The following is a 13,909-nucleotide window of genomic DNA, read 5'->3' as shown; positions in this document are numbered from 1 at the left end:
TTTGTTTGTGAATTACAGAAATTCTTATCTTTGCAGAATATGGAATTCACAGCTTCGCAAATTGCAAGTTTTATTGACGGGAAAATCATCGGTGACGAGAGCGCGGTTATTACCGGTGTGTCACCTATTGAAAACGGAGAATCCGGGCATTTATCTTTTATTGCTCAGGACCGTTTTTCTCCCTACTTAGACAACTCAAAATGTTCGGTCATTATTGTTTCTGAGCATCTTATTACTGATAAAACTTACCAGCCAACCCTTATTACCGTAAAAGATGCCTATCTTTCTTTTCAGGTTTTAATGAATCTGTATCAGGAAATGCAGGGCAGAAAAGAAGGCGTTGAAGATGGTTCTTCTATCCACGAAACTGCAGTGATTGGTGAGAAAGTGTATATCGGAGCATTCACTTATGTTTCTGAAAAGGCAAAAATAGGCGAAGGTTCGCAGATTTACCCTCAGGTGTACATTGGTAAGGGCGTTAAAATAGGTAAAAACTGCAAAATCGACAGTGGTGCAAGAATCTACGATTACTGTATTATTGGCGATAACTGTGTGATTCATTCCAATACTGTAATTGGCGGTGATGGATTTGGTTTTCAGCCCACTCCTGAAGGTTTCCAGAAAATTCCTCAGCTTGGAAATGTGATTATTGAAGATAACGTAGAAATCGGTTCAAACTGCAGTATAGACAGAGCAACAATTGGTTCTACAACCATCGGCAGAGGAACGAAAATCGATAATCTGATTCAGATTGCCCACAACGTAAAAATCGGTGCAAACAACGTAATCGCTTCGCAAACCGGGATTGCAGGTTCTACCACAATCGGTGACTGGAATCAGATTGGTGGCCAGGTAGGTATCGTAGGTCATATAAAAATTGGAAGTCAGGTGAAAATTCAGGCACAAAGCGGTGTGAATTCAAGCGTGAATGACAAAGAAACCATTTACGGGTCGCCGGCGATCGCCTACAACGACTATCTAAGAAGTTACGTACATTTCAGAAAATTGCCCGAATTGGCAAAACGAATAAATAATCTTGAGAATAACTCAAAAGATCATACTAATGAGTGATATGCAAAAAACCCTTCAGGAAGAGGTTACTCTTTCCGGAATAGGTCTTCATACTGGTAAAGAAGTAAAACTTACCATCAAACCGGCAAAAGAAAACACTGGTTTTGTATTTGTACGTACAGATCTTGAGGGACATCCGCAGGTAGAAGCAGACGTAAATTACGTTATCGCAACAGAAAGAGGTACTACTCTTGAAAAACTCGGCGTAAAAATCAACACCTGCGAGCATCTTCTGGCCGCATTGGTAGGTTGTGATGTCGACAATGCTATTCTGGAAATGAATGCTTCAGAGCCTCCAATTTTAGATGGTTCTTCAAAGTTTTTTGTTGAAGCTGTCGAAAGTGTTGGGGTAGTGGAACAGTCTGTTGCCAGAGAATATCTTGTGGTAAAAGAAGTTCTGAGCTACAGCGATCCTGCGACGGGTTCTGAGATTACGATTATTCCTTCAGATACTTACGAAGTAACAACGATGGTAGATTTTGGTACTAAAGTTTTAGGAACTCAAAATGCTACGCTTAAAAATATTTCAGAATTTAAGGAAGAAATTTCATCTGCAAGAACGTTCAGTTTTTTGCATGAATTAGAAATGCTTCTGGATCACGGTTTAATAAAAGGTGGCGATATTTCAAACGCTATCGTATATGTAGACAAGGATCTTACTCCTGAAACTACAGAAAAACTGAAAAAAGCGTTCGGAAAAGATAACGTTTCCATCAGACCCAACGGGATTTTAGATAATTTAACTTTAAACTATCCAAACGAAGCTGCAAGACACAAATTACTAGATGTGATTGGTGACTTAGCTCTCACGGGTGTTAAAATTAAAGGAAAAGTTATTGCCAATAAACCCGGTCACTACGTCAATACTCAGTTTGCAAAAAAGCTGAACAGACAGTGGAAACTTCAGAAAAAGAAAAACGTTCCCGAATTTGACTTAAATAAACCACCGGTTTTCGATATCAACGGAATTATGAGACTGATGCCTCACCGTTATCCGTTTTTGTTGATAGACAAAGTTCTTGAGCTTTCAGATAAGCACGTGGTAGGATTGAAAAACGTAACTTTCAACGAGCCGTTTTTCGTAGGTCACTTCCCGAAAGAACCGGTAATGCCGGGCGTTTTGCAGGTGGAAGCTTTAGCGCAGACCGGAGGTATTCTTGTCTTGGCAAGCGTTCCGGATCCTGAAAATTATTCTACTTATTTTATTAAAATAGATAAGGTAAAATTCAAAAGAAAAGTAATTCCTGGCGATACTCTGGTTTTCAAAATTGAATTGATAACCCCGATAAGAAGAGGTATCGTACATATGCAGGGTTACGGATACGTGGGTGATACGATAGCTGTAGAAGCAGAACTAATGGCTCAGGTAGCTAAAAATAAAGTTGACTAAATGATTCACCAGCTAGCAGCCGTTGATAAACGTGCAAAAATCAGCAGAAATGTAACCATAGAACCATTTACCACCATCGCCGGAGATGTAGAAATCGGTGAAGGCACTTGGATCGGTTCAAACGTTACGATAATGGATGGTGCAAGAATCGGAAAAAACTGCAGAATTTTTCCCGGTACGGTAATCTCAGCAATTCCTCAGGATCTGAAATTTGACGGTGAGGATACTCAGACCATTATCGGTGACGAAACAACCATCAGAGAATGTGTAACGGTAAACCGTGGAACAAAAGCCTTAGGTTTTACAAAAATCGGAACCAACTGTCTGATTATGGCAACTTCGCATATCGCACACGACTGCGTAATCGGTGATCACGTTATAATAGTAAATGGCTGCGGAATCGCAGGCCACGTGGAAATTGGTGATTATACAGTGATGGGCGGCCTTTCTGCGGTACATCAGTTTGGTAAAATCGGGAAACATGTGATGATTTCCGGAGGTACTTTGGTAAGAAAAGATATTCCGCCTTACGTAAAAGTAGCGCGTGAGCCGATGTCTTACGCGGGAATCAATTCCGTAGGACTGAGAAGAAGAGGTTTCAGCAACGACAAAATTTTCGAAATTCAGAAAATTTACAGAGCCATTTTTCAGATGAAAATGAATGTTTCACAGGCAGTTTCGCATATCGAAAAAGAAATGCTTCCTACAGCTGAACGAGATGAAATTCTACAGTTTATTCAGAATTCTCCGAGAGGTATCGTAAAAGGATACGGAACCGGAAAAGAATAATTTAAATTTGACAATGATGAAAACTTTAATTCTTACTTTAACAGGTGTTTCGGCAATTGCTTTCGGGCAGGAAAAAAGAAATTTAGACTGGTCGGCAAAAGACTCAATTGCTGTAAATAATGTGAATTCAGTTTTAGTCAGTTCAAAAAAATCTTATTCAAATTTAAAAACGGATTTTCATAATTCATCCGAAATGAAGAAAAACGTAAATCAACTCAATGTAAACACCATCAATTTCAATACAGTGATGAATGGTCAGTACATCGATCAGATGACCTCAGGAACGATAACGAAACCTAGGGTTGATGCCATTGACAGGGCAGGGCGAACCGTTTTAAGTATTCCGGTTTACAAATCAAAATAAAAAAAAATTACATACAAAATTATAATGGCAACAAGTAACGATATCAGAAAAGGTCTTTGCATCGAATATAGCAATGATATTTTTAAAGTAATCGAATTTCTTCACGTAAAACCGGGTAAAGGACCTGCTTTCGTAAGAACAAAACTAAAATCGGTAACCAACGGCAAAGTGATCGATAACACTTTTTCTGCAGGTCACAAAATCGACGAAGTAAAGGTAATCACAAGAAAATTCCAGTATCTTTATGATGATGAGAATGGTTTCCACTTCATGAATAACGACGATTTTTCTCAGTTATACTTAAACAAAGAAATGATTGAAAATTCAAACCTGATGAAAGCAGGCGAAGAAGTAACCATCATTTTGAAGGAGGCAGACGAAACGCCACTTTCTGCAGAATTACCGCAGTCAGTTTATCTTGAAGTAGTGGAAGCAGATCCGGGTGTAAAAGGAAACACTGCGACCAACGCCCTGAAAAATGCATTCGTTGAAACGGGTGCCAGAGTAATGGTTCCTCTGTTCATCGAGGCTGGCGACAAAATCAAAGTAAGCACAGAAGACGGTTCTTACTTAGAAAGAGTGAAAGAATAATCGATCTCAAAATACTATAAAGCTGGAAGTACAATTACTTTCAGCTTTTTTTTTACTTGCTGGTCTCAAAGCATTTTTTTGAATTGGGCAGCTATTTCCGCCTTCCACTCCCGCTTTTTTGTGCCTGAGATTTTTCCATCGCTTACAAAAAGAGCTCCGTTCAAGTCGGGCTGCGACAGAGCATAGTAAAAAACTGTCTGCTATTCATAATCTTTTACTGTCTAATAAATTCTATATTTCTTTTAGTTGGTTTACGTTTTTTTCATGTTCTGTTGCTGAAATTTTTCTCCGTTGCAAAATATAATTACATTTGAGTTAGATCAAAAAAATAGTTTCAATTTAAAATTTATACACAAATGTCAGATCAAACCGAAAAAAAAGATTACGAATCTTTGAGAAAACTCTGGGAAGAAAAAGTAGAAAACAATCCCAAAACTCAGTCCTTTCTTGAGCCTTATAAACAATCCGACTGGAAAGACCTTTACAGGCAATACGCTTTTAATAAAATGTTGGCTTATCAAAATGCCGATTATTATAGAAAGCATAACGAGAGCAGGCAAAATCAGTGGATTTATTATGCAACAAGGCATTTGGCTATGATTCAGCAGAAAAAACTGTTTGACGCGCAATGCAGATGGAGAGCAGGACAGGAGGTATTTGAAGGAGTAGAGATCTGCTATGATTTTAAAATACTTGAGAAGAATGTAATGAGTTGCAACTTCTTGGAAGAACCCAGCTCTTATGACATCGATTTGTACTGTCAATACCTCATACACGACAGCAGCTTTGAATGGTATTATAACGACTATTCAAGTCAGTGGCAGGATTACAGTGGGTTCAAAGCGTCGATGTAGGTCAAATGGACGAAGGAAAGAATCTGCCAGGTTGGTACGAATTTCACAATAGCAGAACCGGAAATGGTGCTCTGCTCATTTTACCGGATTTACGGGGGCAGCTCGAGCGCCAGTACCGTGATTTGGCAAGAGCTGAAAAGATCAAAAACAGTCCACCGGCACCACCATACACGCCACCGCCAGATGCTGATAAACCGTATTTGAATTATTACGATAAAACCGTTCATCTGGAATTAGCCCGACAGATTGAAAATAAGGAAATGTTTAACATGATAAGAGAATATGTTGAAGCAACCGAACACAAAGGTTCATGGGAGTATGAAAGAGCACAGGAATCTTTTACTTATCTCAGTGACATCAAAGATGAATTGATTCCGATAGAAGCTCATCAGGATTTTAGAATGGCCTTAATTTCTGCAGAAAATAAGTATAGAGCTAAAAAAATAGCAGAACATCTGCCAATAGCTTTAGAACTTTATCATACAAATAAAAAACTTCAGGAAATAGGAATTAGTACCTATCAGGAAGAATCTGATTCTTCGTTTGACATCCATATACGTCAAATGTACGCTGACGATATTTTACTAGGTAGAAAACTTAGTGGTGAACCGGAAGACTTCAATTTTTAATATGTAAAACTTTATATCTTTGCAAATCATTAATAGTAAAATATGACCTTTCATCAGCCACAAAAATTAAAAACGATTGCTGACCTTATTGGAGCAAAATTCGTAGGTTCCGAAGATTTCCAGGTTTTTGGCACCAACGAAATCCACAGAGTAAAATCCGGTGAAATTGTTTTCGTTAACCATCCAAAATATTACGACAAAGCTTTAAATTCTGCCGCAACCATTATTTTAATTGATAAAGAAGTGGACTGTCCGGAAGGCAAAGCACTGTTAATCTCAGACGATCCGTTTGGTGATTTTAATAAAATCAACACCCATTTTACCAGAATCTACAATTTCACAGAAACACTGCATGATGTGGAAATTGGTGACGGAACAAAAATTCATCCTTCAGCAGTTTTAGGAAACAATATTACCATTGGAAAAAACACAATTATTTTTCCAAATGTAGTCATTGGCGACCGCACGGTGATTGGTGATAATGTTGTCATCCAGTCCAACACAGTTTTGGGTGGTGACGCATTTTATTACAGAAAACTCAACGGAAATTTTGACCGCTTAATCTCAGTAGGAAATGTTGTAATTGAAAACGATGTAGAAATAGGAAACGGATGCACTATCGACAGAGGTGTTACAGATTCCACGATTATTAGAGAAGGTTCAGTTTTAGACAATCAAATCCAGATCGGTCACGATACCGTGATTGGAAAAAGATGTCTGATTGCTTCTCAGGTCGGTATTGCTGGCTGCTGCATCATTGGTGATGAGGTAACTCTGTGGGGACAGGTAGGCATTGCTTCCGGAAATAATATCGAAAGTGGCTCTGTACTTTTAGGCAAAACAGGAGTCAACCGTGACCTCAAAAAAGGTACCTATATCGGAATGTTTGCCGAAGATTACAAAACTTATCTGAAAAAAGAGGTGAAATTGAGAAATCTTGAATAAACAAATGCTTCGGTTTTCTTTAAAATCAAAGAAAAATAAGTAAATTTGTGAGCATTAATAAATTAAGAAAATAAATTTAAAAAACAATAAAATGTCAATTTTAGTAAACAAAGATTCTAAAGTAATTGTACAGGGATTTACTGGTAACGAAGGTACTTTCCACGCAGGTCAAATGATTGAATATGGAACCAACGTTGTAGGTGGTGTTACTCCAGGGAAAGGAGGAAGCGAGCATTTAGGGAAACCGGTTTTCAATACTGTTGCTGATGCTGTTGCGAAAGCTGGAGCAAACGTAAGTATCATTTTCGTACCGCCTGCATTTGCTGCAGATGCAATCATGGAAGCTGCTGAAGCAGGTATCAAAGTAATCGTTTGTATTACTGAAGGTATTCCTGTTGCTGATATGGTGAAAGTAAAATCTTATATCGCTGACAAAGACTGCAGATTGATCGGGCCAAACTGTCCTGGTATCATCACTTCTGATGAGGCTAAAATTGGTATTATGCCAGGTTTCGTTTTCAAAGCGGGTAAAGTAGGGATCGTTTCAAAATCAGGAACACTTACTTACGAAGCTGCTGACCAGGTTGTAAAAGCTGGTTACGGAATTTCTACAGCAATTGGAATCGGTGGTGACCCAATTATCGGTACTACTACAAGAGAAGCTTTGGAATTATTCATCAACGACCCAGAAACTGAAGCGGTTGTAATGATCGGAGAAATCGGTGGTGGTCTTGAGGCTGAAGCTGCAAGATGGTACAAAGCAAGTGGTTCTACTAAGCCGGTTGTAGGTTTCATCGCTGGTCAGACTGCTCCTAAAGGAAGAACAATGGGTCACGCAGGTGCAATTGTTGGTGGTGCAGAAGATACAGCTCAGGCAAAAATGGAAATCATGAGAGAAAACGGAATCAACGTTGTAGACTCTCCTGCCGAAATCGGTGTTACCATCGCAAAAGTTTTAGGATAAAAACAAATTGATATGAAATCGCCATTGATAAACATTGCATACAAACACAGTGAAGATATGGCGATAACATATGTCCTTTAAAAATAATTAAAACTACATATGAAAAAAATATTATTGGCATCAGCTTTAGCCTTTTCCCTTATGGCTTCCGCACAGATCGATTTCAGAAACACAAGATTCGGTCTCACCGCAGGAGTTAATAATTCCAGAGTAAAAAATGCACACAATCCTTCAGGTGGAAGATTTGCTTTCCAAGGTGGTGTTTTGGCATTGATTCCGATGGGAAGCTCCAATCAGTTTTTCCTTCAGCCGGAAGTTGTTTATTACGGTGCTGGAGAATCCGGGAAGGATAAGGATGCAAAAGGTATGCAGGGCTACAACGCGATGTATGCAAACAATTACATCAGCGTACCTGTTTCATTTAAAGGATATTTTTCTGAAGCTGAATCTGAGTTTTTCGGACAAATTGGCCCTAGATTCAACTTTTTGATCGATCAGAAAGTAACGGACGAGTCGAGAGAGATTTACCGTACAGACAGATTCGGGAGAGCAAAGTCCTTTAATTTTGCATTGGGTGCTGGTATTGGTTATAGCTACAAAAGACAGTTAGAACTTACTCTGAAGTACGATTTCGGATTATCAAACACTTATCCGGATTTGGATGAGAGCAAGATCGACCCAAACTCTGCAAAGAAAAAATCTGAACAGGTTTTAAGTCTCAGCTTAAGTTATATCTTTAAATAGTATTTTTTTAATAAAATAAAAAACGCCCGGTTTTCATTGAGAACCGGGCGTTTTGTTTGTATATAATTATTGATGGAAATCTATTCATCATCTTCTTTTCTGTATCCCTCGTAATAGTATGACTGTTCAATTCCTTTAAAGTAAACTTCTTTACTTTCAGTTTCTTCAGTTAAATTTAAAGAAAGTAATGTCCTCAACTCCAAATCGTTAATTGGGCTTCGTTCCATTGCCTGTAGATATAAAGTTTTGTCGACGAACTGCCAGTTCACCACTTTTCTTAAATTCTTTTTTAAAATTAAATCCAGCCAAATGCGCAGTGTTCTTCCGTTGCCTTCCATAAAAGGATGAGCAATGTTCATTTCCACATATTTGATATGATTTCTTCAAATGAATTTTCCGGCATCAATTCGATTTTAGCTAAAATTTCATTCAGATACAAAGCTGTCGCAAAACGAAAACCTCCCTTTGAAATATTATGAATACGAATCTCTCCGGCAAAGTGGTAAAGCTTCTCAAAAAGTTACCGGTGCAACTGCTGTAACCCTTTTGTAGAGCCAACTTCAATAGAAAGAATGTTACCGCTTTCAAACAGGCGATATGCATTTTCCAGACTTAATTTATCAATGTTTTTCATCTTAAATAAATGAAATTTTGCTCTAAATTACTCTTTAATCCACTTCCAGATTTCCTTCATACTCGCCTTATTTCCGTACATCAAAATCCCGACTCTGTAAATCTTCCCGGCAACAAAAATCATAAAAATAGTGGTCCCTAAAAGCAGGAAAATCGAAAGCGCAATCTGCCAAGCAGGTACTCCAAACGGAATTCTCGCAATCATCGCAACCGGCGAAGTAAACGGTATAATCGAAAGCCAGAAACCAAGAGGCCCGTCAGGGTTATTCATCACCGAAAAGCTTCCGTACATCCCCAACATCAACGGAAGGATGGCAAAAATGGTGAATTGCTGTGTTTCCGTTTCATTATCTACCGCTGAGCCAACAGCTGCGTAGATCGAACTGTAAAACATATATCCTAAGAGAAAAAATACAATAAAAACGAAAATGATTAGAGGAAAATTCAGCTCCAGAAGACTGTGCGAAATTTGGGTTCCCATCTCAACGATATCAAATTTAGAAGCCATCTTCTCATCAGCTCCCGGAATATTTTTCTGAATGGATGAAAAGCCTGTATTTAAAACCAGTGCTCCAATCACAGACATTGTAATCCATACGATAAACTGGGTAAGAGCAACCAATGTTACACCCAGAATTTTCCCCATCATCAGCTCAAACGGTTTTACAGATGAAATAATAATTTCAACCACACGGTTGTTTTTTTCTTCCAGAACACTTCGCATGACGCGAACGCCATAAATGATGATAAACATGAATGTAACATACATCAGAAGCATGCTGAGAACGCTTTTTACACCGAAAGCCATGTCAGAATCTTCTTTATCATCGTTGGTAAGATTGATGGTGGTAAGCGAAAATCTTTTATCCAAATCTTCCAGTTGGGAATTCTGAATTCCGAGTTTTTTTATTTTTTCTTTTTTGAGAACTTCATTGATGTCTGAAGCAATCATTTTTTTGGTGTCAAAACCAATTTTTGTGTTGAGCAGCAGCTGGGTGTTTTTTTCGAAACCGGCATAATCAGAACCGTTCAGCTGAGGTAAAATCAAAATTCCGTCAGTTGCTTCACTTTTCTTCAGAGACTCAACTTTCTTTGCCGGATCTGCTTCTGTAATAAAATTGTAATTAATTTTATCATCTGATTTTAATGCGTTTTTAAACAGTCCGCTGTTGTCTACCACTTCAATTTTCGTGTGGGATTCATTGGCTTTAAACATCAGCCCGATGACTGCTCCAAATGCCAAAAGTAGGATGGGAGCCAAAAGTGTAAGTACAACAAAAGATTTTTTCTTCACCTGAGTCAGAAATTCTCTTTTGGTTATTAAGATTATATTGTTCATAGATTTTTATTAAAAGGTTGGGTGCTGGAAGTTTGATGCTGGATGTCTAATCTCTGATCGTTTATCAATCATCATTTATCAATTATCACCCATTATTCGAGACTGCACTGATAAATACCTCATTCATACTTGGAATTTTTTCCTCGAAAGTCCTGATGTTTCCCGTTCTCAGAACTTCGCTAATCAGTTCGTTTTGCGAAATGTTATTTTTAATGTCAAAGGTTGTGAGGCTGTGTTCATTTTTCAGGTTTAAAACTTCAAATTTTTCTTTAAATAAATTGAAATTTTTCTGATTCACCTCAGAAAGTTTTACTGCAAAAATATTTTTCTTGAATTTTTCCCGAACCTCAAAGACTCTTCCGTCAATAATTTTTTTTGAATTATTGATCAATGCCACGTAATCACACATTTCCTCAACACTTTCCATTCTGTGCGTTGACAAAATTATAGTGGTTCCGTTGTTCTTTAAATCTATGATTTGATCTTTAATTAAATTTGCATTCACAGGATCAAAACCTGAAAATGGTTCATCCAAAATCAAAAGATTGGGTCTGTGCAAAACCGTCACCACAAACTGAATTTTCTGAGCCATCCCTTTTGAAAGTTCTGTCAGTTTTTTCTTCCACCACTGGTCAATGTGAAGTTTTTCAAACCATTTTTTAGCTTCAGAAAGCGCATCGTTTTTAGACATCCCTTTCAGTTCACCAAAATAGAGAATCTGGTCTCCGATGCTCATATTTTTATACAGACCGCGTTCTTCAGGCATGTATCCGATATTGCGGATGTGTGAAGGATTAAGTTTCTCACCATCAATATGAATGTCGCCGGAATCTGCTTTGGTAATCTGATTGATGATTCGGATAAATGATGTTTTTCCTGCACCGTTGGGACCGAGTAGTCCGTAGATACTGCCTTTCGGAACCGAGATACTGAAATCATCCAGTGCAATTTTTTTTCCCGAATCGTAGGTCTTTATAATATGCTCAGCTTGTAACATGAGAATTTTTTAGAGATAAATAAATTTGAACCCGAAAGTTACGGAATAATTAACTCAGAATAAAGGGCAAAAAAAAATCCTGATGATTATCAGGATTCTGTTATTTATTGTTTCACGATCTGCGTGACCTTTTGAGTATTGTCACTCAGAATGTAACGGATCATGTATTTACCGGGTCTTAGATTACCTATATTAATTTCGCTTTTATTGGCGTTAATGTTATAACTTGCCACCTGCGTTCCCATAATGGAATAAAATGTAACGTTTTTGATCTTTAAGTTAGCATCTTTTGCTTTCACCATCAAAAAGTCTTTTGCCGGATTTGGGTAAGCGGTTAATATCCCGTCATCTGATTTTTGAGATACGGAGGAAGGCTCTCTCAGCTGAGCTTTCAATTGATTTGAAAACCCTAAAAAGCTGCCTGTGAATATAATTAAAAGTAAAATTTTTCTCATTAAACGCATTTTTGCATATAAACTAGTAACAAAAGTATTAAATAACTTTTTACTGTGCAACATCTTTTTGCATCAGAAGTATTAAATTTGTATCAATATTTCAAAAAGTATTCCAAAAAATGATATATTCAAGAAACAGAAGACTCAGATCTACTGAAGCCGTACGCAGTTTGGTAAGGGAAAGCCATCTTTCGGTAAATGACTTTGTAATGCCGGTTTTTGTAATGGAGGGAGAAAACAGAGAGGAGCCGATCGCTTCAATGCCTGGGATTTTCAGACGCAGCATAGATCTTACGGTGAAAGAATGTAAAGAATTGTATTCACTTGGAGTGAAAGCGGTTAATCTTTATATGAAGGTTTCCGATCACCTGAAAGACAACACCGGAAAAGAAGCATGGAACAGAGACGGTTTGATGCAGAACACGATCAAAGCCATTAAAAATGCGGTTCCCGAAATGATTGTAATGCCTGATGTAGCCTTGGATCCTTATTCCATCTACGGTCACGACGGTATTATCGAAAACGGAAAAATAGTAAACGATGCTACCAACGATGCTTTGGCGAGAATGTCGGTTTCACATGCTGAAGCAGGTGCAGATATTATTGCACCGAGTGATATGATGGACGGCAGAGTACTCGCCATTAGAGAGGCTTTAGAAGAAAGTGGCTTTCATGATGTCGGAATTTTAAGTTATGCTGCAAAATATGCCAGTTCGTTCTACGGACCGTTCAGAAGTGCGTTAGACAGTGCTCCGAAAGAGATGGGCGAAATTCCAAAGGATAAAAAAACCTATCAAATGGATTACCACAATTCCAGAGAAGCGATGAACGAAGTCTTCAAGGATGTGGATGAAGGTGCCGATATTATTATGATAAAACCGGGACTTCCTTATTTGGATATTGTTGCAAAAGTGCGTGAGGTCATTGATCTGCCCATCGCAGTTTACAACGTAAGCGGAGAATACGCCATGGTAAAAGCCGCTGCCCAAAACGGCTGGCTGGATAATGATAAAACCATCATCGAAAGTCTTACTTGTTTCAAAAGAGCGGGCGCGGATATGATTTTTACTTATTTTGCCAAAGAAGCAGCAATGCTTTTAAATAAATAAACTAAAAAACAGCAACGTAAATTTAGGTTGCTGTTTTTTTATATTTAAAAACTTGGAGGTCTTCTACAAGTGAAATGGCTTTGTAAACCTTAAAACAGAATGTATTAAGATAAACTTTGTGCGCTTTGTGTTCAGTAAAGTCCAGTTTTTTAGAATTACTTTATAAAATATCAAAATCTTTCCCTCTCACAAATTTCGCAGCGAAAGGCGACTGATTTCCTGTGTATCTTAAAACAAAATTTTTTTTAGTTTCGGTATCTACATTGGTCTGAACTTCCACATTCTGGGTGCTGAAGCTTACGTCAAGATGTACGCCACTTTCCTTTTCCAGATTAATTTCTACACTTTCTGCATAGAAAAGTGCGGTGCTCAGGAAATTGAATTTCACATTTTTTCGGTAAGCTTTAGATTCATCCTGTGTAAACTGAGAGTATTTTTTTAAAATTTCTATTCCTGGAGCATCAATATTGGTGATACGGGATTTTGTAACATTACTCACTTTGATTGTGAAATCTTTTGCGTTTTTCAAATCACCTTTTACATCAATATTAAATAAGGAAGGCAGCGAAAGCCCGAAATCGAGCATACTGTCTTTATTAAACTGAAAATCAGGGATCATCGCTGAAAATTTCTTCACTTCTTTTAATTGATTTTTTACCGTTTCCAACTGTTCACCAGAGAATAAATATCCGATCAGATTATTGTTGGTGGTACGCCAGTTTCTTCCGTTTCTTTCATAAATTTCGCAAAGCATCGTATCTTCAGAAGAATGGGGAAGAAGATCAATGTCCTGCCATTTAAAAACCTCCTTCGCGTAAGGAAGTCTGTTGATAATTGAAGTTCCCAGATCCAGGGCAAGAAGTTCGGTAAGCTGTTGATTGTTCTGCATAAAAATTTGCTTTTTGGTTACAGTAAAAATATAAAAATTTTCAGCATTGTAGGATTATTAATTAAATGAAATATTTACAATTAAATTTCATGGGTTGGCGAAAAAAACTTATTTTAGTTCAACCAAATTTTAAAGTCACAAATATT

Annotated in this window: 15 protein-coding genes and 1 pseudogene; 11 read left to right on the top strand and 5 right to left on the bottom strand. The window is 37.7% G+C overall.

The genetic code is table 11. From position 1 onward, the window contains the following. The first annotated feature begins 39 nt into the window (after nt 1-39). The 10 genes from lpxD (at nt 40) to ASG21_RS14675 (ending at nt 8,341) form a co-directional block, all read left to right on the top strand. On the top strand, nt 40-1,071 hold the full coding sequence (lpxD, locus tag ASG21_RS14720) for a UDP-3-O-(3-hydroxymyristoyl)glucosamine N-acyltransferase (protein WP_056081724.1): 1,032 nt from the start codon (nt 40-42) through the stop codon (nt 1,069-1,071). Then, nucleotides 1,064-2,461 carry a bifunctional UDP-3-O-[3-hydroxymyristoyl] N-acetylglucosamine deacetylase/3-hydroxyacyl-ACP dehydratase gene (locus tag ASG21_RS14715; RefSeq protein WP_056081720.1) on the top strand — a complete coding sequence of 466 codons (1,398 nt, stop codon included), beginning with the start codon at nt 1,064-1,066 and terminating at the stop codon, nt 2,459-2,461. The genes lpxD and ASG21_RS14715 overlap by 8 nt, the downstream gene beginning before the upstream one ends. Beyond that, on the top strand, nt 2,462-3,250 hold the full coding sequence (lpxA, locus tag ASG21_RS14710; protein WP_056081717.1) for an acyl-ACP--UDP-N-acetylglucosamine O-acyltransferase: 789 nt from the start codon (nt 2,462-2,464) through the stop codon (nt 3,248-3,250). Nucleotides 3,251-3,263: 13 nt separating this feature from the next. After that, on the top strand, nt 3,264-3,614 hold the full coding sequence (locus tag ASG21_RS14705) for a hypothetical protein (protein WP_056081715.1): 351 nt from the start codon (nt 3,264-3,266) through the stop codon (nt 3,612-3,614). A gap of 24 nt (nt 3,615-3,638) precedes the next feature. Then, nucleotides 3,639-4,205, top strand: a complete 567-nt coding sequence (gene efp / locus ASG21_RS14700) for an elongation factor P (protein ID WP_056081712.1) — start codon at nt 3,639-3,641, stop codon at nt 4,203-4,205. A 356-nt stretch (nt 4,206-4,561) separates the two neighbouring features. Continuing rightward, complete coding sequence (locus tag ASG21_RS14695) at nt 4,562-5,059, top strand: hypothetical protein (protein ID WP_056081708.1); 498 nt, start codon at nt 4,562-4,564, stop codon at nt 5,057-5,059. After that, entirely contained in the window at nt 5,023-5,688 is a 666-nt protein-coding gene (locus ASG21_RS14690; protein WP_128414312.1) for a hypothetical protein, read from the top strand. The genes ASG21_RS14695 and ASG21_RS14690 overlap by 37 nt, the downstream gene beginning before the upstream one ends. Nucleotides 5,689-5,730: 42 nt before the next feature. Next, nucleotides 5,731-6,633: an LpxD N-terminal domain-containing protein gene (locus ASG21_RS14685; protein WP_056081701.1), complete on the top strand. Its 903-nt coding sequence runs from the start codon at nt 5,731-5,733 to the stop codon at nt 6,631-6,633. A gap of 91 nt (nt 6,634-6,724) precedes the next feature. After that, nucleotides 6,725-7,597, top strand: coding sequence for a succinate--CoA ligase subunit alpha (gene sucD / locus ASG21_RS14680; protein ID WP_056081696.1), 873 nt, complete (start codon nt 6,725-6,727; stop codon nt 7,595-7,597). A 99-nt stretch (nt 7,598-7,696) separates the two neighbouring features. Next, nucleotides 7,697-8,341 carry a porin family protein gene (locus ASG21_RS14675; protein WP_056081693.1) on the top strand — a complete coding sequence of 215 codons (645 nt, stop codon included), beginning with the start codon at nt 7,697-7,699 and terminating at the stop codon, nt 8,339-8,341. An 80-nt stretch (nt 8,342-8,421) separates the two neighbouring features. Here ASG21_RS14675 and ASG21_RS14670 read toward each other — a convergent pair. The 4 genes and pseudogenes from ASG21_RS14670 to ASG21_RS14655 form a co-directional block, all read right to left on the bottom strand. Further along, nucleotides 8,422-8,975 (bottom strand): annotated as a pseudogene (locus ASG21_RS14670) (Fic family protein). A gap of 27 nt (nt 8,976-9,002) precedes the next feature. After that, the gene (locus tag ASG21_RS14665) at nt 9,003-10,313 is read right to left on the bottom strand and encodes an ABC transporter permease (protein WP_056081689.1); all 1,311 of its coding nucleotides are present in this window, start codon (nt 10,311-10,313) and stop codon (nt 9,003-9,005) included. Between the two features lie 85 nt (nt 10,314-10,398). Further along, nucleotides 10,399-11,310, bottom strand: a complete 912-nt coding sequence (locus ASG21_RS14660) for an ATP-binding cassette domain-containing protein (protein WP_056081685.1) — start codon at nt 11,308-11,310, stop codon at nt 10,399-10,401. A 104-nt stretch (nt 11,311-11,414) separates the two neighbouring features. Then, entirely contained in the window at nt 11,415-11,765 is a 351-nt protein-coding gene (locus ASG21_RS14655) for a T9SS type A sorting domain-containing protein (RefSeq protein WP_056081681.1), read from the bottom strand. Nucleotides 11,766-11,884: 119 nt separating this feature from the next. On the opposite strand from ASG21_RS14655, the gene hemB reads away from it, so the two are divergent. After that, nucleotides 11,885-12,874 carry a porphobilinogen synthase gene (gene hemB, locus ASG21_RS14650; protein ID WP_056081677.1) on the top strand — a complete coding sequence of 330 codons (990 nt, stop codon included), beginning with the start codon at nt 11,885-11,887 and terminating at the stop codon, nt 12,872-12,874. A gap of 160 nt (nt 12,875-13,034) precedes the next feature. Here hemB and ASG21_RS14645 read toward each other — a convergent pair whose 3' ends face one another. Then, nucleotides 13,035-13,763, bottom strand: a complete 729-nt coding sequence (locus ASG21_RS14645; protein WP_056081673.1) for a hypothetical protein — start codon at nt 13,761-13,763, stop codon at nt 13,035-13,037. Nucleotides 13,764-13,909: the final 146 nt, after the last annotated feature.

The organism is Chryseobacterium sp. Leaf394 (genome assembly GCF_001424105.1).
GTDB lineage: Bacteria > Bacteroidota > Bacteroidia > Flavobacteriales > Weeksellaceae > Chryseobacterium.
The sequence above is the reverse complement of the archived record's forward strand: the minus strand, read 5'-3'. Positions and strand labels throughout refer to the sequence as shown.

What these genes read in the sequence shown, in the direction of transcription:
- lpxD (WP_056081724.1), top strand. Translation starts at nt 40, where the DNA reads ATGGAATTCACAGCTTCGCAAATTGCAAGTTTTATTGACGGGAAAATC.
- ASG21_RS14715 (WP_056081720.1), top strand. Translation starts at nt 1,064, where the DNA reads ATGAGTGATATGCAAAAAACCCTTCAGGAAGAGGTTACTCTTTCCGGA.
- lpxA (WP_056081717.1), top strand. Translation starts at nt 2,462, where the DNA reads ATGATTCACCAGCTAGCAGCCGTTGATAAACGTGCAAAAATCAGCAGA.
- ASG21_RS14705 (WP_056081715.1), top strand. Translation starts at nt 3,264, where the DNA reads ATGATGAAAACTTTAATTCTTACTTTAACAGGTGTTTCGGCAATTGCT.
- efp (WP_056081712.1), top strand. Translation starts at nt 3,639, where the DNA reads ATGGCAACAAGTAACGATATCAGAAAAGGTCTTTGCATCGAATATAGC.
- ASG21_RS14695 (WP_056081708.1), top strand. Translation starts at nt 4,562, where the DNA reads ATGTCAGATCAAACCGAAAAAAAAGATTACGAATCTTTGAGAAAACTC.
- ASG21_RS14685 (WP_056081701.1), top strand. Translation starts at nt 5,731, where the DNA reads ATGACCTTTCATCAGCCACAAAAATTAAAAACGATTGCTGACCTTATT.
- sucD (WP_056081696.1), top strand. Translation starts at nt 6,725, where the DNA reads ATGTCAATTTTAGTAAACAAAGATTCTAAAGTAATTGTACAGGGATTT.
- ASG21_RS14675 (WP_056081693.1), top strand. Translation starts at nt 7,697, where the DNA reads ATGAAAAAAATATTATTGGCATCAGCTTTAGCCTTTTCCCTTATGGCT.
- ASG21_RS14665 (WP_056081689.1), bottom strand. Translation starts at nt 10,313, where the DNA reads ATGAACAATATAATCTTAATAACCAAAAGAGAATTTCTGACTCAGGTG.
- ASG21_RS14660 (WP_056081685.1), bottom strand. Translation starts at nt 11,310, where the DNA reads ATGTTACAAGCTGAGCATATTATAAAGACCTACGATTCGGGAAAAAAA.
- ASG21_RS14655 (WP_056081681.1), bottom strand. Translation starts at nt 11,765, where the DNA reads ATGAGAAAAATTTTACTTTTAATTATATTCACAGGCAGCTTTTTAGGG.
- hemB (WP_056081677.1), top strand. Translation starts at nt 11,885, where the DNA reads ATGATATATTCAAGAAACAGAAGACTCAGATCTACTGAAGCCGTACGC.
- ASG21_RS14645 (WP_056081673.1), bottom strand. Translation starts at nt 13,763, where the DNA reads ATGCAGAACAATCAACAGCTTACCGAACTTCTTGCCCTGGATCTGGGA.